The 18,791-nt window shown below is 68.0% G+C and carries 16 protein-coding genes and 1 tRNA gene; 11 read left to right on the forward strand and 6 right to left on the reverse strand.

What is annotated here, in order from left to right:
* Positions 1 to 20: 20 nt before the first annotated feature.
* From tsaC to ACR9ZH_RS14585, 4 genes are all read right to left on the reverse strand, one after another.
* Complete coding sequence (gene tsaC, locus ACR9ZH_RS14570; RefSeq protein WP_481291476.1) at positions 21 to 590, reverse strand: L-threonylcarbamoyladenylate synthase type 1 TsaC; 570 nt, start codon at positions 588 to 590, stop codon at positions 21 to 23.
* 1 nt (position 591) lies between these two features.
* Entirely contained in the window at positions 592 to 3,126 is a 2,535-nt protein-coding gene (locus tag ACR9ZH_RS14575; protein WP_481291477.1) for a DNA topoisomerase I, read from the reverse strand.
* A 96-nt stretch (positions 3,127 to 3,222) separates the two neighbouring features.
* A complete protein-coding gene (gene dprA, locus ACR9ZH_RS14580) occupies positions 3,223 to 4,359 on the reverse strand; it encodes a DNA-processing protein DprA (protein WP_481291478.1) in 1,137 nt (378 codons plus the stop codon).
* 217 nt (positions 4,360 to 4,576) lie between these two features.
* Positions 4,577 to 5,731, reverse strand: coding sequence for a LysM peptidoglycan-binding domain-containing protein (locus tag ACR9ZH_RS14585; protein ID WP_481291479.1), 1,155 nt, complete (start codon positions 5,729 to 5,731; stop codon positions 4,577 to 4,579).
* Positions 5,732 to 5,913: 182 nt separating this feature from the next.
* Here ACR9ZH_RS14585 and def point away from each other — a divergent pair, with 182 nt between their 5' ends.
* From def to rsmB, 3 genes are read left to right on the forward strand one after another with little or no spacing between them, the layout of a single operon-like run.
* Positions 5,914 to 6,417 carry a peptide deformylase gene (def, locus tag ACR9ZH_RS14590; RefSeq protein ID WP_481291496.1) on the forward strand — a complete coding sequence of 168 codons (504 nt, stop codon included), beginning with the start codon at positions 5,914 to 5,916 and terminating at the stop codon, positions 6,415 to 6,417.
* 3 nt (positions 6,418 to 6,420) lie between these two features.
* The gene (gene fmt, locus ACR9ZH_RS14595) at positions 6,421 to 7,365 is read left to right on the forward strand and encodes a methionyl-tRNA formyltransferase (protein WP_481291480.1); all 945 of its coding nucleotides are present in this window, start codon (positions 6,421 to 6,423) and stop codon (positions 7,363 to 7,365) included.
* A complete protein-coding gene (rsmB, locus tag ACR9ZH_RS14600; protein ID WP_481291481.1) occupies positions 7,362 to 8,681 on the forward strand; it encodes a 16S rRNA (cytosine(967)-C(5))-methyltransferase RsmB in 1,320 nt (439 codons plus the stop codon). The genes fmt and rsmB overlap by 4 nt, the downstream gene beginning before the upstream one ends.
* On the opposite strand, the gene ACR9ZH_RS14605 is transcribed toward rsmB, so the two are convergent.
* Entirely contained in the window at positions 8,642 to 9,778 is a 1,137-nt protein-coding gene (locus tag ACR9ZH_RS14605) for a glycosyltransferase family 4 protein (RefSeq protein WP_481291482.1), read from the reverse strand. The two genes, rsmB and ACR9ZH_RS14605, sit on opposite strands and share 40 nt — an antisense overlap.
* Before the next feature lie 170 nt (positions 9,779 to 9,948).
* On the opposite strand from ACR9ZH_RS14605, the gene ACR9ZH_RS14610 reads away from it, so the two are divergent.
* The 4 genes from ACR9ZH_RS14610 to ACR9ZH_RS14625 are packed head-to-tail and all read left to right on the forward strand — an operon-like array spanning position 9,949 to position 14,508.
* A complete protein-coding gene (locus ACR9ZH_RS14610) occupies positions 9,949 to 11,205 on the forward strand; it encodes an O-antigen ligase family protein (protein ID WP_481291483.1) in 1,257 nt (418 codons plus the stop codon).
* Position 11,206: 1 nt separating this feature from the next.
* The gene (locus ACR9ZH_RS14615; protein WP_481291484.1) at positions 11,207 to 12,202 is read left to right on the forward strand and encodes a glycosyltransferase; all 996 of its coding nucleotides are present in this window, start codon (positions 11,207 to 11,209) and stop codon (positions 12,200 to 12,202) included.
* Positions 12,203 to 12,247: 45 nt separating this feature from the next.
* Positions 12,248 to 14,188 (forward strand): ArnT family glycosyltransferase, encoded by a 1,941-nt coding sequence (locus ACR9ZH_RS14620; protein ID WP_481291485.1) that lies wholly within the window; start codon positions 12,248 to 12,250, stop codon positions 14,186 to 14,188.
* Positions 14,185 to 14,508 carry a tetratricopeptide repeat protein gene (locus tag ACR9ZH_RS14625; protein ID WP_481291486.1) on the forward strand — a complete coding sequence of 108 codons (324 nt, stop codon included), beginning with the start codon at positions 14,185 to 14,187 and terminating at the stop codon, positions 14,506 to 14,508. Before ACR9ZH_RS14620 ends, ACR9ZH_RS14625 begins: the two co-directional genes overlap by 4 nt.
* On the opposite strand, the gene ACR9ZH_RS14630 is transcribed toward ACR9ZH_RS14625, so the two are convergent.
* Complete coding sequence (locus tag ACR9ZH_RS14630; protein WP_481291487.1) at positions 14,483 to 15,388, reverse strand: LpxL/LpxP family acyltransferase; 906 nt, start codon at positions 15,386 to 15,388, stop codon at positions 14,483 to 14,485. The genes ACR9ZH_RS14625 and ACR9ZH_RS14630 overlap by 26 nt on opposite strands.
* 146 nt (positions 15,389 to 15,534) lie before the next feature.
* Here ACR9ZH_RS14630 and dtd point away from each other — a divergent pair, with 146 nt between their 5' ends.
* The 4 genes from dtd (at position 15,535) to ACR9ZH_RS14650 (ending at position 18,685) form a co-directional block, all read left to right on the forward strand.
* Positions 15,535 to 15,975: a D-aminoacyl-tRNA deacylase gene (gene dtd, locus ACR9ZH_RS14635; RefSeq protein WP_481291488.1), complete on the forward strand. Its 441-nt coding sequence runs from the start codon at positions 15,535 to 15,537 to the stop codon at positions 15,973 to 15,975.
* Between the two features lie 181 nt (positions 15,976 to 16,156).
* On the forward strand, positions 16,157 to 18,013 hold the full coding sequence (gene rpoD / locus ACR9ZH_RS14640) for an RNA polymerase sigma factor RpoD (protein ID WP_481291489.1): 1,857 nt from the start codon (positions 16,157 to 16,159) through the stop codon (positions 18,011 to 18,013).
* Between the two features lie 252 nt (positions 18,014 to 18,265).
* Positions 18,266 to 18,341 (forward strand) — tRNA-Ile (locus ACR9ZH_RS14645).
* A 74-nt stretch (positions 18,342 to 18,415) separates the two neighbouring features.
* Positions 18,416 to 18,685 carry a hypothetical protein gene (locus ACR9ZH_RS14650; RefSeq protein WP_481291490.1) on the forward strand — a complete coding sequence of 90 codons (270 nt, stop codon included), beginning with the start codon at positions 18,416 to 18,418 and terminating at the stop codon, positions 18,683 to 18,685.
* The last annotated feature ends 106 nt before the right edge of the window (positions 18,686 to 18,791 follow it).

Consider the following 18,791-nt stretch of genomic DNA (forward strand, 5'->3'; position numbering starts at 1 on the left):
ACAATGGCAGGCCCCCTTCCTCAGGCGCGGATCATAGCGCCGCTCAGGGCGTCGCGGATGACCGTCGGACGGTCCAGGCCGCCCAGCGGGGCGTCCAGCGCGGCATCCAGGCGGTCGCCGAAGTAGCGCTCCAGCGTGGCCAGGTCGCGGGCGGGCGGTTCGCCGTGCGGGTTCGCGCTGGTCGACACCAGCGGCCGACCGAAGGCACGGCACAGGGCCGCCGCCGGTTCGTGAGCGGTCACGCGCAGGGCGATGCCGGCGTGGGCGCCGGCGACCCAGTCGGGAACGTGGGCACTGCGTGGGAATACCCAGGTGTTAGGGCCGGGCCACGAGGCACGCACGTGTTCGAGCACCGAATCCGGTACGGCCGCGAAGTCGATGTAGGGCTCGACCTGTTCAATGCTCGCGGCGATCAGCAGGACACCCTGCGTCGCCGGCCGTCCCTTCAGCGCGAACACGCGCTCGAACGCGGCGCGATCGTGCGGATCGCAGCCAAGGCCGAAGACCGCCTCGGTGGGATAGGCAAGCACGCCGCCGTCACGCAGGACCGCGGCGGCCGCGCCGATGCTGGAGGGATCGAAGCGGCGCATGTCAGCCTGCCGCGCGCGACACCGTCTTGGTCGCCTTAGTGGCCGCGGTCTTCTTCGCGGCAGTCTTGCTGGCCACCGTCTTCTTCGCCGCGGTCTTCTTGGCCGCAGCCTTCTTGGCCGTGGTCTTCTTGGCGGTCTTCTTGGCCGCCGTCTTCTTCACGGCGGTCTTCTTCGCCGGCGCGTCCTTGGCCGCAACCTTCTTCGCCGCGGCTTTCTTCGTCGCCGTCTTCTTGGCGGCGCGGCCGCCGCGCGGCTTCTTCACCGGTGCCGCCGCGAGCAGTTCCGCGCACTCGGCCTCGGTAAGCGTTTTCGGATCGCGGTCCTTCGGAATGCGCGCGTTCTTTTCGCCGTCGGTGATGTACGGGCCGTAGCGGCCGTTGAGTACCTGCACGCCGTTGCCGAAGTCGAGGATGGTGCGGTTGGCGATGGCCTCGAGCTTTTCCTGCACGAGTTGCAGGGCACGCGGCAGTTCGATGGTGTACGGATCGTCCTCCGGCTTGAGCGAGGCATAGGTGCTGCCCTGCTTCACGAAAGGACCGAAGCGGCCGATGCCGACGGTGACGTCCTCGCCCGCGTCGGACTGGCCGAGCGTGCGCGGGAGCTTGAACAGTTCCATCGCCTCGTCGAGGGTGATGGTGTGCATGCTCTGGCCGGGACGCAGGCTGGCGTAGGTCGGCTTGTCGTCATCGTCCTTGCTGCCGATCTGCGCGTACGCACCGTAACGGCCGAGGCGAACCGACACGGGCTTGCCGCTCTTCGGATCGGCGCCGAGTTCGCGCGCGCCCGTGGCCTCGCTGCGGTCGACGGATTCGGTCTTGTCGTCCACCAGCGTCTTGAACGGCTGCCAGAAGCGCTCGAGCAGCGGGACCCAGGCTTCTTCGCCACGGCTGACCGCGTCCAGTTCGTCTTCGAGCCGCGCAGTGAAGTCGTAATCGACGTACTGGGCGAAATGCCCGGAGAGGAACTGGCTCACGGCACGGCCGACGTCCGTCGGCTTGAACCGCCGGCTCTCGAGCAGGACGTACTCGCGGCTGAGCAACACCTGGATGATGCTGGCGTAGGTCGACGGACGGCCGATGCCGTATTCCTCGAGCGTCTTGACCAGGCTGGCTTCGGAGTAGCGCGGCGGCGGCTCGGTGAAGTGCTGGTCGGCGTCGATCTTCGACACCGGCACCACGTCGCCCTGGGCCAGGCGCGGCAGGCGGCGCTGGTCGTCATCGTCGTCGGTCTTCTGGTCGCGGCCTTCCTCGTACACGGCGAGGAAGCCGGGGTCGACCACCGTGGTGCCGCTGGCGCGGAACGCGGAATCGCCCACCGGGAATTCCACCGACACGGTGTTCAGGGTGGCGTGGACCATCTGGCAGGCGACGGTGCGCTTCCAGATGAGCTCATAGAGCTTGCGCTGGTCGTCGTTGAGGAACGAGGCGACGCTGCGCGGCGTGCGCATGGCCGAGGTGGGGCGGACCGCCTCGTGCGCTTCCTGCGCATTCTTCGACTTGGATTTGTAGACCTGGACCCCGTCGGGGAGCGCCGATTTGCCGTATTCGCGCCCGATCAGGTCGCGGAGCTCGGCGACGGCGTCGTCGGAAAGCGCCACCGAGTCGGTACGCATATAGGTGATGAGACCGACGTTACCCTCGCTGCCGAGTGCCACGCCCTCGTAGAGTCCCTGGGCCACGCGCATCGTGCGGCTGGTGGAGAAACCGAGCTTGCGCGCGGCCTCCTGCTGCAGCGTGGAGGTGGTGAAAGGCGGCGCCGGGCGGCGCTTGCGCTCGCGGCTGGTGACCTCGCCGACCGTGAAGCGGCCGCCGGCGGCTTTCTCCAGCGCGGCACGCGCCGCCATGGCATCGACCTCGTTGGTGAGGTCGAACTGTTCGAACTTCTTGCCGTGCAGCTTGACCAGGCGGGCCTCGAAGGCGCCGTCGGGGTGAGTCAGGCTGGCCTGGATCGTCCAGTACTCGCGGGCCTTGAAGGCTTCGATCTCGAGCTCGCGCTCCACGATCATGCGCAGCGCCGGCGACTGCACCCGGCCGGCCGACAGGCCCCGCTGCACCTTGCGCCAGAGCACCGGGGAGAGGTTAAAGCCCACCAGGTAGTCGAGGGCGCGGCGGGCCTGCTGGGCGTCGACCAGGTCGTGCGACAGCTTGCGCGGGTTGGCCACGGCCTCCTTGATGGCCTTCGGCGTGATCTCGCTGAACACCACGCGCTGCACGTCCTTGCCCTCGAGCAGGCCACGCTCCCGCAGGATCTCGCTGATGTGCCAGGAGATGGCCTCGCCTTCGCGATCCAAGTCGGTAGCCAGGTAGATGCTGCTGGCCGCCTTGGCCGCCTTGGCGATGGCGTCGACGTGCTTCTCGTTCCGGTCGATGACCTCGTAGGCCATGCGGAAGCCGTCCTCGGGGTCGACGGCGCCCTCCTTCGGCCGGAGGTCGCGGACGTGGCCATACGACGCCAGCACCTGGAAGTCGGCTCCCAGGTACTTGTTGATCGTCTTGGCCTTGGCCGGCGATTCGACGATGAGGAGGTTCTTTGCCATGCGTTACCGATTCCGAGGAGCGCGGGGGCGAGTGAACCCCAGCGTATGTATATATTTAGTTGGAAACATATCGCCGTGACGGCTGTCAAGCCGCGGCTACCGGACTACACGCTGGTAGCGGTTGCCCGGCAGGGTCGCGATCTCGCCTTCGAGTTCCAGTATCAGCAGCATCGACGACAGCGCCCCCGGGGAGAGGCCCGTCGTGCCCACAAGGGCGTCGAGGGAGGCGGGATCGTACCCCATGACGTCGAGGAGGCGGCGATATTCCTCATCCTGGCGCCAGTCGAAGGGGCCGGTCTTGGGCCTGGTTGCGGTGCCGCCCCGCTCCAGCCGGGCCCGCAGCTCGGCCCCGAGTTCCATCGCGGCGGGGGCCAGGGCGGCCAGGACCTCCTCCGGGCGCTGGACCAGCCGGGCGCCCTCGGCGATGAGCGAGTGGCAGCCCTCGGCCAGCGGATTGTGGATCGAGCCCGGGAGGGCGAAGACCTCGCGGCCCTGTTCTCCCGCGCAGCGGGCCGTGATGAGCGAGCCCGAGCGCAGGCCGGCCTCCACCACGACCACGCCGAGGCTCAGGCCGGCGATGATCCTGTTCCGCTGGGGGAACTGGTGTACCAGGGCCGGGACGCCGGGCGGGTACTCGCTGACGATGGCGCCCTGTGCCGCGATCCGGCGGGCCAGCGCGTGGTGTTTGCGAGGATAGACCCGGTCGGGCCCGGTGGCGATCACCGCCACCGTGGGCTGGCCGGCATCCAGGGCGGCCATGTGGGCTGCGCCGTCGATGCCGTCGGCCATGCCGCTGGTGACCAGAAGGCCGGCCGTGGCCAGCTCGGCCGCAAAGCGCCGGGCGTTGGCGAGCCCGGGCTCCTGCGCCCGCCGGGCCCCCACGATGGCCACCTGGGGCCGCAGGAGGAGCGATGCGTCGCCCTTCACGAACAGGGCCGCCGGCGGATCGGGGATGGCCTCGAGTTGGGGAGGGAAGTCCTCCTCGGTGCAGCGGAGCATGCGCTGGTCGTCCCCAGCCAGCCAGGCGAGGTCGTGGGCCAGCGTGGCCTCGTCCGGGCGTTCGATCCAGTCTCGTGCGTCAGGGCCCAACGCTTCCGGATGGTGTTGAAGCCAGCGCAGCAACGCGGACGCGCTGCCACGGGCCACGAGGCCCTCGCGCAGGCGCCGCGCGCTGAAGTCGGGGATGCGCAGGAGGATCAGCCACTCGCGCAGGTCGTGGTCGGAATCGGTCATCCGCGCAGTTTAGGGGGCTGGCGGCGGCGTCCTGTCGGAAAATGTCGACTGGCTGGGTGGTGTTTCCTCCATGGAGGAGCGTGTCCGGCGCGTTTATGGCCGCTTCGGGTACGACACACAGTTCGGACCAGTTCCCCGGTTGGCGCGCCAGCTTCGGGGTCGTGGCCTCAAAACATGTCGCGCGCAGGGCGCGCTCCTACAGGAGAATCGGAGGGATTTACTCCGGTGCTACCAGCTTGTCGCCCTTCTTCAACGGGCGCAGGGCGTCCATCACCAGGGCGTAGCTCACGTGGTCGAAGGTACGGAAGACCATCAGATGGCCACCGTACTCGTCCGGCAGCTTCACCTTGCGCGAGGTGTCGCGACGGTTGTAGTTGCCGCTCACTTCGTCGGCGATCGTCTCGCCCTGGCTCATCACCGTGAAGGTGGTGCCGTTGTCGACGCCATCGGCCGAACCGGCCGAAATGGACACGACCTGGCGGCTGCCCACGGCAGCCAACGCGTCGGTGAAGCCGATGACGCGTGCATCGGCCGGCAGCGCCTTTGGCGCATGCGGATAGAAATAGGGGTCGTAGGGCTTGTCGTCGACCTGCATCAGGCGGTCGCCTTTGCGGACCTCGAGGGTGGAATCCACCAGCACGAGGCTGGCGACGTCGCCGTTGGTCGCGATGACCTCGGCCGTGCCGATCACGGAAACTTCCACGCCGCGGTCGTCGCCCTTGCCGGTATGGGTGTCGTGACGCGAATCTTCGCGCCACGGGCTCGGTGCCATCGACACGTCGCTGTCGAGTTCGTCGGCCACGAAGGAGCCGTGCGAGGGATTGTCCAGCATGTCGAAGCCGCCCTCGTTGCCGCCGTGGTCGCGGAAGCGGTTGGTCGGGCGGACGATGGCCCAGCGCTGGCCCGGCTGCGCCGCGTCGAGGTCGCGCGCATAGATCTTGTTGCCCGGCGTGGCGCGCAGGTGCGACTCCTCGAAACCCACCAGGTACGGCGCCTGCTCGACCTCGTCGGCATTCATCACGCGCAGTTCCTTGAGGAACATGCGCAGCTCGCTGAGCGGGATGGCCGTGACCGGCTCGCCTTCGGTGCGGATGCGCGGCTGCAGGCCGATGCGCGGACCGCCGCCGAACATGGACAGGTTGAGCACGTCGCCCGGATAGATGAGGTGGGGGTTACGGACCTGCGGATTGGCCTGCCAGATCTCCGGCCAGAGCCACGGCTTGCTCAGGAAACGCGCCGAAATGTCCCACAAGGTGTCGCCTTTGCGCACTGTGTAGGTGTCCGGGTGGTCGGGACGAAGCTGGGACGCTGCCGCATAAGCGGCCACAGTGAAAAGCATGCCGCCAAGCAGCATGGCGAACTTCTTGATCATGGCGGGTTTTCCCCCTTCCCCGGTGCTGTCGCGAGTGTAACCGAATCGTTAATGGGCACAATACGTGCCCCGCGCTAGAATACGGGGGCATCCTACCTTCGCCGCTGCTTGGATTTCGCCGATTTGCCCGCAAATCCGCGGACGAGGCGCCGCAACGGCCCGTGAACGTTCAAGGTGACACCGTGTCCACCCTCGCCATCCTCGAATTCCCCGACCCGCGCCTGCGCACCGTCGCCGCGCCGGTCACCGTCTTCGACGACGAACTGAAGCAGTTCGTGGCCGACATGTACGAGACCATGTACGCCGCCAACGGCGTCGGTCTGGCCGCCACCCAGGTGAACGTGCACAAGCGCGTGCTGGTCGCCGACATGAGCGACGACCGCAACGAGCCCATGGTGCTGATCAATCCCGAGATCCTCGAGAAGGACGGCCAGCAGGTCTACCAGGAAGGCTGCCTGTCCTTCCCCGGCATCTACGCCGACGTGACCCGCGCCCTGCACGTGAAGGTTCGCGCCCAGGACGTGGACGGCAAGGAGATCGTCGTCGAGGCCGAAGGTCCGCTTGCCGTCTGCATCCAGCACGAGATGGACCACCTCGCCGGCAAGGTGTTCGTCGACTACCTGTCCCCGTTGAAGCGCGGCATGCTGCTCAAGCGGATGGAAAAGCAGCGCAAGGCCAGCGCCTGACCGATGGCGAACCCTTCCCTGCGGGTGGTGTTCGCCGGAACGCCGGAGTTCGCCGTTCCCTGCCTCGAAGCCTGCCGTGCCTCCGGCGCGGAGGTCGTTGCCGTTTACACCCAGCCTGACCGGCCGGCGGGCCGCGGCCGCAAGCTCGCCGCCAGCCCGGTGAAGGAAGCGGCGCTGCTTGCCGGCATCCCGGTCGAGCAGCCCGAGTCGTTCAAGGCCGAAGCGGATCGCGCGCGCCTGGCCGCCTATGCGCCGGACCTCATGGTGGTGGTCGCCTACGGCCTCATCCTGCCACGCAAGGTGCTCGCCATTCCGCGCCTCGGCTGCTGGAACGTGCATGCCTCGCTGCTGCCGCGCTGGCGCGGCGCGGCACCGATCCAGCGTGCCATCCTCGCGGGCGATGCCGAATCCGGCGTCGATCTCATGCAGATGGAGGCGGGCCTCGACACCGGGCCCGTCCTGATCGAACGGCGCACGCCGATCGCTGCCGGGGAAACCGGTGGCAGCCTGCACGACCGCCTTTCCTTACTCGGCGCCGACGCGCTTGCCGAAGGCCTGCGCCGCACGATGGCGGGCGAAACGCTCGTGCCGCGGGCACAGCCGGAGGAAGGCGTCGAATACGCGCACAAGCTCGACAAAGCCGAAGCCCGCCTCGACTTCGCGCAGCCGGCCATCTCGCTGGAACGCAAGGTCCGCGCTTTCGATCCCTGGCCGGTGGCCGAAGCCGAGATCGCCGGCGAGCGCCTGCGGATCTGGTCAGCGCATGCGGTACCCGGCGTCGCCGGTGCCGAGCCGGGCCGCATCCTGGCGGCTTCGCGTGAAGGCATCGACGTAGCCTGTGCCGAGGGGGCGCTGCGCCTCACGGACGTGCAGCGCGCGGGAGGCCGACGCATCGGCGTTGCCGATTATCTCAATGCGCGCCCGGAGCTGAAGCAGGCCGCCTCGTGAGCCGCGCCATCTCCGTGCGCGCGCTCGCCGCCGAGGCGTTGGCCGAGATCGCGCTGTCCGGCCATTCCTTGCGCGATGTGGCCAACCGCGCGCTCCCGCGTCTTCCCGATTCCCGCGACCGCGCCTTGCTCACCGCGCTGCTCAACGACGGCGCCCGCTGGTGGCCACGTTTCGATGCCGCGCTCGACCGCCTGCTGGACAAACCCATCCGGCGCAACGAGCCGGCGATCCACGCACTGCTGGTGACCGGCCTGGTCCAACTGGAGATCCTCGAGTTGCCGGGCTACGCCGCCGTGGCGGCGACGGTCGAGGCGGCGCGCGAGTTGCGCCGTCCACGTCTCGCAGGCCTGGTCAACGCCGTGCTGCGGCGCTGGCAACGCGAGCGCGAATCGCTGTCGGCCGAGCTCGACGCCGTTCCCGCGACACGCCACGCGCATCCGACCTGGCTCGCCGAAACCATCGCGCGCGACTGGCCCGGCGAGGCCGAGGGCATATTGGCCGCCGCCAACACGGAACCGCCGCTCATGCTGCGCGCCAACCGGCGCCGCACGACCCGCGCCGAACTTGCCGAGCGCCTGCGCGACGCCGGGCAGACGGTAGAGCTCCACCCCTGGCTCGCCGACGCGCTCGTCCTTCCGCACAGCACCGACGTCACCCGCCTGCCGGGTTTCGAGGAAGGGTTGTTCGCCGTCCAGGACGGCGCCGCGCAGGTTCCCGCGGACCTCCTCGAACTGGCCGACGGCCAGCGCGTACTCGATGCCTGCGCCGCGCCCGGTGGCAAGGCGTGTCACGTGCTGGAGCGGGCGACGCTCGACCTGCTCGCGGTGGAATTCGAGGCGAAGCGCGCGCCGCGCATCCGGCAGAACCTCGCGCGCCTCGGTCTCGAGGCGGAGGTGATCGTCGGCGATGCCGGCGATCCGTCGGCGTGGTGGGATGGCCGTCCGTTCGACCGTGTGATGATCGACGCGCCCTGCTCCGCCACCGGCGTGATCCGCCGGCGCCCCGACGTGCGCCTGCATCGCCGGGCGGCCGATATCGACGCGCTGGTCGCGCAGCAGGAGCGCATCCTCGCCGCGTGCTGGGAAACGCTTGCCCCCGGCGGACGCCTGCTCTACGTCACCTGCTCACTGCTCCGACGGGAAAACGAAGGCGTCGTTGGCGCGTTCCTCGCCAGCCACGGCGATGCGCAGGCCCTGCCCATCGCCCTTCCCGCGGGACAGCCGGCAGCGGTAGGTTGGCAGGTCCTCCCTGGCGACGGCGACCTCGACGGGATGTACTACGCCTTGCTCGCGAAGTCGCGGACCAGCGCCGCGTAGACGGCCTCGGTGGCATCCACGAAGCGCTCCATCCCGAACTCCGCTTCCGCGTGTTGCCGCGCGGCGCGCCCCATGGCGGGCAGCGCATCGCGTTCGTCCAGCAGACGGCGCAAGGCAGCGGCGATCGCCTCGCGATCGCGCGCGGGAACGATCCAGCCATCGTCGCCCGGACGGATGTTCTCCGGCAGGCCTGCGTAATCAGTGACCAGCACGGGTTTGCCCATCGCCATCATTTCGCGGCAGGCGAACGAGATCGTCTCCACGTCCCAGGACAGCACGAAGCCGGCATCCAGCGCCGCGATCATCGGCCGCACGTCGCCCAGCCTTCCGGCGAAATGCACCTGCGCCGCAACGCCCAGGGCCTCCATCCGGGCGAAGTCCGCGGTCTTAGGCACGCCTCCGGCCAGCACGACACGCAGGCGGGCACGCTGGTCCGGCGCCAGCAGGGCGAGGGCTTCGACCAGATCCATCCAGCCCTTGTAATCGGCGGTGCCTGCGTTGCTGCCGATCAGCAGCGGCTGGGTCGCCGCCCCTGGTTCGAGCCAGCCAGCGCGCCGTGACGGATCGGCCGCCTGCGGAGCGAAGCGCTCGATGTCGACGCCGTTGAACACCGTGGCCACGCGGCAACGCGCATACGGCGACGCCATGACCTGGCGGCGCACGAACTCGCACACCGCGATGACCTGGTCGGTGCCGAAGCGCGAGCGCCAGGCATGGCCGATGCCGGTCAAGGGTTTGGAATTGTGCTTGGTGAGCACGATGGCAGGGCGGGGACGCAGGCCACGGACGGCGGACATGACCAGGCGATGGTCAGCCGAGCCGTTCACGTGGACGACGTCGAAGCGCTCGCTGCGCAGGTAGCCCGCAAGCTGGCGCCGCGCATGGGCCCGCGCGGCAAGCCGGCGAAGACCGTTCGGGAAGGGCTGGTCGAGCAGCGTGACGCCGGGGATGGCCCGGGCTTCGCGATTCAGCCGGCTATCCGGCGGAGCCGCCACGTGCACCTGGTGCCGGCCGGCGAGCCCGCGCGCCAGTCCCAGGATATACGTGGTGTGACCTCCGCCATCGCCTTCGTGGAAGTTCGTGAAGAGGAGCTTCATCGGGCGGTGTCGGTCCTGGCTTGCCTGGGAAAGCTGAATTCCGGCCTTTACGCCGGTGGATCCCGAGCGGCATCGGCCGTGAGTTAAAGTACCATGCCCTCGCGCACAACCGGCGGCCCAGCCGCCGCAGGCGTGGCCGCCGTGCCGTCCCGATCGAAGCAAGGTGCCGAGTGCTCGAAAAAACCAACCCGTGGCGCATCTGGATCGTCTCGCTGCTGATCGCAGTCATGCCGCTCACGTTCGCGGTCCCGGTCAAGGCGAAATCGGTCCCTGCCGCCATCCTCTTCCTAGCCGGCCTGTGGGCCCTGTGCCGGGACCCGGAAACCCGCCGGGCGTTTCGCCGTGCCGCCTGGGTCATAGGGCCTGCCGCGCTCGCCTTCGCCTTCTGGCTGGCGAACGTCCTCGCCCATGGCGTCGACATGCGCGAGTTCGACGTCATGTCGCACATCCTGGCCTTCCTCGTCATCGCGGCCAACTTCGCCGCGCCGCTGCGCACGGCGGTGCTGCGCATCGGATTCAGCCTGACCGCGGGCGTGCTCGGGGGCATCTGCCTCGAGCAGCACTACATCGAAGGCATCGACCGGGTCTACGGCATCAACAACGGCCTGTGGGGCGCCATCGAATTCGGCATGTTCATCCTGGTGCTGTCACTGATCGCGGTGGCCCAGGCGCTGCGCACCGAACTCGGCCGCGGCGAGCGCCTGCTGCATGGATTCCTGGCGTTGCTGGGCCTGTATGGCGCCCTGCTGACGCAGAGCCGCGGCCCGTTGCTGGCGTTCGTTCCCGCGTTCGTCGTCGTCGTGCTGGTCCAGTCGTACCGCAACGGGCGCTGGCGCCAGGGCCTGCTGTTCCTCGCGCTGGGCATCGGCACCGCGGCGGCGGCCGCCGCCACCTTGCACGGCGAAGTGTTGAGCCGTTTCGCCGCCGTGTCCGAGGAGATGTCCACGTACAGCGAGCAGGATGCGACCGGTGCGGTGCGCGAGCGGCTCGAGATGTGGCGAACCGCGACCATGGCCATGACGGAACATCCGCTGGGCGGATTGGGCCTCAACCAGTTCGGCGACTACGCGCGCGCGCGCATCGCCGAGGGCAAGGTCAACGCGACGGTGGAACGCTACGATCACCCGCACAGCGAGTACCTGGAGTGGGCGGTGACCGGCGGTTTCCCGGGGCTGCTGGTACTCATGATCCTGTTCGGAGGCGCCCTGGTGTTCTTCGGCAAACACGCGCTGCACCCCGTCAACGCCGTCGCCATGCCGGCGACCGCGGGACTCAGCACCGTATGCATGTATGCGCTATGCGGTCTTACCGACAACGTGTTCTATCGCGCCATGCCGCACTCGCTGTACTTCTTCCTGACCCTGGGATTGGCCGTGTACATCGGCCGCGTCCTCGTCGCCTCCGGGCAGCCGGTCCCGGCACGCTGACGTGGCATGCATCCACCTGATCGCCTGGGACAACGGGCGCGGCCTGAGCCACGACATCCGCCTGCTCGAAGCGGCGCTGCGCGAACTGGGCCACGCGGTATCGATCACCGCGGTGCCGCGGCGCAGCCGCGGGCTGCCCTGGCGCGCCTGGCGGCAGGCGTTCGCCATGCACCTGCGCTGGCTGGCGGGCCGCGGTCCGCGGCGGTACGACCTCGGCATCACCCTCGAGCACGTGCACCCGGCGTACCTGCCGCTGGCGCGGCGCAATGCCCTGGTACCGAATCCGGAGTGGCTGTCGCGCCGCGACCGCAAGCAGCTGCACCGCTTCGACGCGATCCTCTGCAAGACGGCCGTCGCGCGCGACACCTTCGCGGCGCAGGGGCTTCCCGTGCACGTCATCGGCTTCCAGAGCGTCGACTGCCGCCGCGAAGGCGGCGTACGGGACCGAACGTTCCTGCACCTGGCAGGCGCCAGCAAGATGAAGGGCACGGAACGCCTGCTCGACGTATGGCGCCGCCATCCGGAGTGGCCGACCTTGCACGTGCTGCAGTCGCCGGCCACGGCCCGGCCCGACCGGCCGGCACCCGCCGCCAACCTCGACCATCGCGTCGCCTACGTGGACGACATCGAGGACATCCGCCGCCTGCAGAACGCCCACGCCTTCCATGTGTGCCTCTCCGAAGCCGAGGGCTGGGGCCATTACATCGTCGAGGCGATGAGTGCCGGTGCCGTCGTGCTCGCCACCGACGCTCCGCCGATGAACGAGCTGGTGCGGCCGGAGCGCGGTCTCCTCGTGGCGGCGCACAGGAGCGGCACGCTCAACGCGTCGGCGCTGTGGCAATTCGACGAAGCCGCCCTGGAGGCCTGCGTCGAACGCGCGGCCGCCATGAGCGACGACGAGCTGCGCCGGCTGGGGAACGGCGCCCGCGCCTGGTACGAGACGAACCAGGCAGGGTTCACGGAGCGATTGCGCGCGGCGATCGACGCTCTGCTCTGATATCGTGCGGCTAGAATTTATGATCCTTTAACGGTGACGACGCCCTTGTCCAACAGCGCCTATACCCGATCGGAACACCTTCGCGCCCTGTGGCCCTGGCTCCCGCTATGGGCCGCGATGGCCCTGCTCGCCATTTTCGCGCACGGCCCGATGCCGATGTTCTCGACACGCACGCTCGCCGTCGCGTGGGAGATGTGGGCGCATGGCCACTGGCTGGTTCCGCATATCAACGGTGAACCGTACAGCGAGAAGGTACCGCTGCTGTTCTGGATGATCCATGCCGGCTGGGCCGTGTTCGGCGTCAACGACGTATGGCCGCGCGTGCTCGAGGTGATCTTCGGCGGTACGCAGCTGGTGCTGGCCTCGGTACTCGCCGGGCGGCTGTTCCCCGCGCACCCCTGGGTCGCCAGGGCCACGCCATGGCTGCTGATGGCACTGGCTTATTCGTTCCTGTTCGGCCTGCAGATCATGTACGAGGTGCTCCTCGTGGTCTGGGTGCTGGCCGCCCTGCTCTGCCTCACGCCCACCGCCAGGAGTCCGTCGCCGCGCTGGTGGCTGTTCGGCCTGATGGTGGGCGCGGGCCTCCTCACCAAGGGCCCGGTGATGGTCGTGCACGTGCTGTTCCCGTTCCTGTTCGGTCCGCTGTGGAACGACTGGGCTCGGCAGAACAAGGCGCGCTGGTATGGCTTCGGCGTGCTCGGCCTGCTGCTCGGTTTCGCGATCCTGCTCGCATGGGCCCTGCCCGCCGCTGAAACAGGAGGCGAAGCGTACCGCCAGCGCCTGTTCTTCACCCAGACCGCCGGCCGCGTGGTCGACACGAAGGCGGCAGACCTGCAGAACCATGCGCGACCGGCCTGGTACTACCTGCTGTTCCTGCCGGTGATCCTCTTCCCGCTGAGCGGCTGGCTGCGTGGCATCGTGGCCGTGCCCACGGCGCTGTTCCGGCGGCCATGGCGTTCCGCCACGGGCGCCACGCTCGGCCTGGCGGGCATCGCGCTGCTGTTGCTCCTTGCGTCCTCGCTGACGCAGATTCCCACCTGGACGGGGAACCTGCTGGTCATCCTCGTCGTGGTGCCGCTGTTCGTCGCGCTCATGCGCCAGCCGCTGGAACCGGGCATGCGCTTCCTCGTGGTCTGGCTGCTGCCCACGCTGCTGACGTTCTCCCTGATCACCGGCAAGCAGCTCTACTACGTGCTGCCCGAACTGGCCGGCGCGACCATGCTGGTAGCGGCCGCGGTGGCCGACCTGCGCGAGCGGCATGTGGGGCTGGCCTCGCATTACGCACTCGGCACGTGGCCGCTGTCGCTCGGCGCGTTCGTCCTCGCCATCCTGCTGTTTGCCATGCCTTCGGTGGTGCCGACACGCTACCCCGACAACATCTGGCTCGTGGGCATGGCGCCGTATGCGCGCTTCTTCGGCGTGATCTTCATCGTGCTGGGTGCCTTGCTGCTGCTCCGAGGCCGTGGCGAGATGCGCCGGCTCGCGTTCGCCGGACTCATCGGCACCGTGGCGCTCAATGCCTTGTTCACCCTCGGCCTGTGGTATCGCTACGACCTGACGCCGGCGTCGCTGTTCCTGGCGCAGGCCGATGCCGCGGGCCGCCCGATCGGCAACCTCGGCGTGTCGTACAACGGCCAGTACCATTTCGCCGGACGCCTGATGCATCCGATCGCGAGGATCCGGCCCGAGCCGGGCATGCCTGCCCAGGTGGACGATGACGACGACAACGTGGTGCACGACGGCGACACCCTCGCCGACTTCGCCACCCATCATCCCGACGGCGTCATCATCTCCTACGCGAAGCATCCGCCGGCCCACGCCTTCCGCTATGCGCGGCTGATCCAGCCGTCGCGCACCGGCTGGCTGATGATCTGGGACGCGCCCACCCTGTATGCCTTGCAGGAAGGACGCCTGCCGCCGGAACCGAAGCAACCGACCCTGCTCTACCCGCAGGACTACTGGCGCACGCGGACGGCACTGAGATGACCGATCCCCTCGTCGAACGCCTGCGCGCGCAACTCGGCGGCGTCCGCGACGGGGCCCTGCTGCGTTTTTCCCTGGGTAACGCGCTGCTCGGCGACGGCGCCTACGCGGATGCGGCACAGGCCTTCCGCGATGCGATCGAGTTCGACCCCCACTACTCGGCGGCGTGGAAGCTGCTCGGCAAGGCCTTGCTCGCCATCGACGACGAGGCCGGCGCCGCGGAGGCCTGGCGTTCCGGCATCGCCACCGCCACCTCCCGCGGCGACATCCAGGCCGCGAAGGAAATGACCGTGTTCCTCAACAGGCTTTCGCGCCCGCGTTGACCTTGTAAGGGTCCGGCCGGTCGTGGGCCGTGTAGCGCTTGTAATGCCACTGGTACTGCGCAAAGGCGCGCTCGACGCATTGCTCCACGCCGCGGTTCAACGCCGTGCAGGCGGTCCGCAGGTCGGCGGCGTCGATGCCTTCGGGCGCGGGCAGCACGTGGATACGGAAACCCTCGCCGTGCGGGAGCCGCTCGGCGAAGCTGAAGAGCACGGTCGCACCGGTGCGCGCCGCCAGGCGCGGCAGCAGCACCATGGTGAGCGCGTCCACGCCGAAGAAAGGGGCGAATTCGCCTTCCCCTTCGCGCGGCTTCTGGTCCGGGAGGATGCCGACGGTGCCACCGGCGCCCAGGCGCTTGAACAGCGTGCGCACGCCGGCGCCTTCCGCCCGGACCTGTTCGGGTGCGAGCTTGCCGCGCACCTTGCGCAACAGCGCCTCGATGGCGTGGATGCGCGGCGGACGGTAGAGGATCGCCATGGGCGTCTTGCTGCACAGCCAGTAGTTCAGCAACTCCCAGCAGCCGAGGTGGGGCGCCGCGATGATGACGCCCTTGCCCGAAGCGAGGGCCTCGGCGAACAGCTCCCCGCCGACCACTTCGCGGACCAGGCCCAGCGACTTCTCCGCCCCGCCGCCCCAGATGGCGGCGACTTCGGCGACCGACTTGCCTGACTCCTCCATGGTCCGCAGCAGGAGTTCGTTCCGCTCGGCGTCGTTCAGTTCCGGGCGGGTGAGGCGCAGGTTGACCTCGCTGTAGCGCGCGCTGCGGGAGTTCGCGCGCAGGGAGCGCCGGCCTATCCAGGCGCCCACCGCATGGACGGTGCGCAGGGGGAACAGGCTCACGAGCCTGAGCAGCAGATAAAGGAGGTAGATGTCGGGACGCATCGACGGGAGTTTAGGAGATGGGAGATGGGAAGTGGTGGCGCTCCATCGCGCATACGACGGCTCTGGCGCCCCCGTTTCCCATCCCCCGACCCCGGCTCCTCCCGTAAGCTACCGACCTCCATCGCTACCGACGCTATCCGATCAAAATGATTGCAGTCATCCAGCGGGTCGAATCCGCACGTGTCGAGGTCGAAGGCGAGACGGTGGGAGCCATCGGCCCGGGGCTGCTCGCCCTGGTCGCGGTGGAACCCGGCGACGGCGAAGCCCAATGCGTGCGCATGCTGGAGCGTCTGCGCGGCTACCGGATATTCTCGGATGCCGAGGGGAAGATGAATCTCGCCCTCGCCGATACTGGCGGCGGCCTGCTCCTGGTCAGCCAGTTCACCCTGGCCGCCGATACCCGGAAGGGCATGCGCCCCAGTTTCACCACCGCCGCGCCGCCCGAGGAGGGACGGCGCTGGTTCGACCGTCTGGTCGAACTGGCCCGCGTGGCGCACCCGGGGGTGGAAACCGGGCGGTTCGGTGCCCATATGAAGGTCCATCTGATCAACGACGGTCCGGTCACCTTCCGCCTGGAGGTGCGCTGAGGCGTCACTGCTCGGGGCTCCGGCCCCGCATCCTCCTCGTCGACACGCTGAACCGCCCCGGCTGCAACGGCCATCTGGCCCGATTCTTGCGTCCCTCCGACGAGCCCGATCCACTTGAAAACTGGTCAAAAAATCATCAAATGACTATACTGATCGGTTCCTGTAACCCGCGGCGGTCGGCATGACTAATAAAGCTCACGAGCAACAGTCTGAAATCAAACAGCTCATCTCCAAGGGTCTGGAGCAGGGCTACCTGACCTACGCGGAAATCAACGACCACCTGCCCGACGACATCGTCGATCCGGAGCAGATCGAAGACATCATGGCGGTGCTCAAGGGCGTCGGCATCGAGGTCCACGATTCCGCGCCCGACACCGACACCATTTCCGATGGCGCCGCCCCCGGCGTCAGCACGGACGACGAGTCCGCGGCCGAGGAAGCCGTGGCGCTGCTTTCCGCCGTCGACGCGGAGGTGGGCCGCACCACCGACCCCGTCCGCATGTACATGCGCGAGATGGGCACCGTCGAGCTGCTGACCCGCGAGGGCGAGATCGCCATCGCCAAGCGCATCGAGGAAGGCCTGAGCCAGGTGCAGACCGCGCTCGCCTCCTTCCCGCTCACCATCCAGTTGCTGCTCGAGGAATACGACCAGCACGTGGAAGGCAAGCGCCGCCTCAGCGAGATCCTGGCCGGCTTCGCCGACCTGGAAGAAGCCGCCGACGCCGCCCAGGCCGAAGCCGACGCCAATGTCGACGTCGACGCCGATGCCGCGGACGACGACGAGGAAGTGGCCGCCACCGAAGACGAGGATACCGGTCCGACCGGTCCCGATCCGGAAGAAGTGAAGCGCCGCATGGAAGAACTGCGCGCGCTGCACGCCAAGTTCCAGAAGGCCGCACCCAAGGCCGAGATCAACGACAAGAAGGTCGCGAAGATCCGCGAGCAGATGTCGGAGGCCTTCCTCAACCTCAAGCTTCCGTCGGCCCTGATCGACAGCTTCGTGCGCAAGCTGCGCGAGGTGGTGAACGACATCCGTCACCACGAGCGCGTGCTCATGGACATCTTCGTCAAGCAGGTGAAGATGCCGCGCGCCGAGTTCCTGAAGAGCTTCCCGTCCAACGAGGGCAACCTCGAGTGGGCCGCCGAGCTGTCGCGCAAGCGCCAGAAGTGGTCGCCGAACATCAAGAACTTCCGCGAAGCCATCGACGCGGAGCAGGAGAAGCTCGCCCAGATCGAGCGCACCCTGTACCTGCCGCTCACCGACATCAAGGAAATCAACCGCGCCATGTCCGTGGGCGAGGCGAAGGCCCGCCGCGCCAAGAAGGAAATGGTCGAGGCGAACCTGCGCCTGGTGATCTCCATCGCCAAGAAGTACACGAACCGCGGCCTGCAGTTCCTCGACCTCATCCAGGAAGGCAACATCGGCCTGATGAAGGCGGTGGACAAATTCGAATACCGCCGCGGCTACAAGTTCTCCACGTACGCCACGTGGTGGATCCGCCAGGCCATCACCCGTTCGATCGCCGACCAGGCCCGCACCATCCGTATTCCGGTGCACATGATCGAGACGATCAACAAGCTCAACCGCATCTCCCGCCAGATGCTCCAGCAGTTCGGCCGCGAGCCGACGCCGGAAGAACTGGCGAAGGAAATGGAGATGCCGGAAGACAAGATCCGCAAGGTCCTGAAGATCGCGAAGGAACCGATCTCCATGGAAACCCCGATCGGCGACGACGAAGACTCGCATCTCGGCGACTTCATCGAAGACACCAACGCCAGCTCGCCCATCGAGTCGGCGACCGAAACGGGCCTCATGGAAACGGTGCGCGACGTGCTCGCCGGCCTCACCCCGCGTGAAGCCAAGGTGCTGCGCATGCGCTTCGGCATCGACATGAACACGGATCACACGCTGGAAGAAGTCGGCAAGCAGTTCGACGTCACCCGCGAGCGCATCCGCCAGATCGAAGCCAAGGCCCTGCGCAAGCTGCGCCACCCGAGCCGCTCGGAAACGCTGCGCTCGTTCCTCGACATCGACTGATCGACCGCGACACATGTACGACGAAACGCCCGCGCAAGCGGGCGTTTTCCTTTCCACCCTCCGAAAACCCGCAGGCCACCTGTAGGAGCGCGCCTGCGCGCGACCGCCTTTCGCCGTGCCTCCAATCTCACGCGCAACCCCGGAAACAGGCGCGAAAAGCCGTCGCGCATAAGATGCGCTCCTACAACGCGCCTGCTGCCTGGAAGCCCTTCGCCACGACTGGCCGCATCGGCTAAACTCCCTCCGGCGCAGGGGCCTATAGCTCAATGGTTAGAGCAGAGGACTCATAATCCTTTGGTTCCAGGTTCGAGTCCTGGTGGGCCCACCAATCAGGACAACGGCTTACACTTATGGCGCGCTCCGCGATTCTCGTTTCGCTCCGCAATTCATGGGGAGTCGACGATGGCAAGACCGTGCAAGTTCAAGAGCGGCGAACGCGAACCGTGGCGGGAAGGCATCTTCCATCGCTGGGGTGATGCTTGGGTGTATGGAAACGGCGATGAGCGAATCCCACAGACGATCGCGATCGCGATCGCGGAGGATTACGAGGAAGGTCGTGTTTTCTCCACTGAGCCAGACCACATCCTCTTCGTCGGCTTCCCGGACCCTGCCGATGACTCCGAGGAAGCTAGGCAATGGACCGCACGGATGGCCGAAATCAATGGGCACTGATCGCCTTTCTGAGACCAGCGGGCGATCATGGCCCTGAATCCATGCACCCGTTGCCGGGTCCAGCCAGCGATCTTCGCGTAGGCCTTCAGGTCCAGTTCGCTGTCGA

Source organism: Luteibacter sp. SVR4-7G (assembly GCF_056755555.1).

What these genes read in the sequence shown, in the direction of transcription:
- fmt (WP_481291480.1), top strand. Translation starts at nt 6,421, where the DNA reads ATGGCGAACCCTTCCCTGCGGGTGGTGTTCGCCGGAACGCCGGAGTTC.
- ACR9ZH_RS14630 (WP_481291487.1), bottom strand. Translation starts at nt 15,388, where the DNA reads ATGCGTCCCGACATCTACCTCCTTTATCTGCTGCTCAGGCTCGTGAGC.
- dprA (WP_481291478.1), bottom strand. Translation starts at nt 4,359, where the DNA reads ATGACCGATTCCGACCACGACCTGCGCGAGTGGCTGATCCTCCTGCGC.
- ACR9ZH_RS14575 (WP_481291477.1), bottom strand. Translation starts at nt 3,126, where the DNA reads ATGGCAAAGAACCTCCTCATCGTCGAATCGCCGGCCAAGGCCAAGACG.
- ACR9ZH_RS14605 (WP_481291482.1), bottom strand. Translation starts at nt 9,778, where the DNA reads ATGAAGCTCCTCTTCACGAACTTCCACGAAGGCGATGGCGGAGGTCAC.
- rpoD (WP_481291489.1), top strand. Translation starts at nt 16,157, where the DNA reads ATGACTAATAAAGCTCACGAGCAACAGTCTGAAATCAAACAGCTCATC.
- tsaC (WP_481291476.1), bottom strand. Translation starts at nt 590, where the DNA reads ATGCGCCGCTTCGATCCCTCCAGCATCGGCGCGGCCGCCGCGGTCCTG.
- ACR9ZH_RS14625 (WP_481291486.1), top strand. Translation starts at nt 14,185, where the DNA reads ATGACCGATCCCCTCGTCGAACGCCTGCGCGCGCAACTCGGCGGCGTC.
- dtd (WP_481291488.1), top strand. Translation starts at nt 15,535, where the DNA reads ATGATTGCAGTCATCCAGCGGGTCGAATCCGCACGTGTCGAGGTCGAA.
- ACR9ZH_RS14650 (WP_481291490.1), top strand. Translation starts at nt 18,416, where the DNA reads ATGGCAAGACCGTGCAAGTTCAAGAGCGGCGAACGCGAACCGTGGCGG.
- ACR9ZH_RS14585 (WP_481291479.1), bottom strand. Translation starts at nt 5,731, where the DNA reads ATGATCAAGAAGTTCGCCATGCTGCTTGGCGGCATGCTTTTCACTGTG.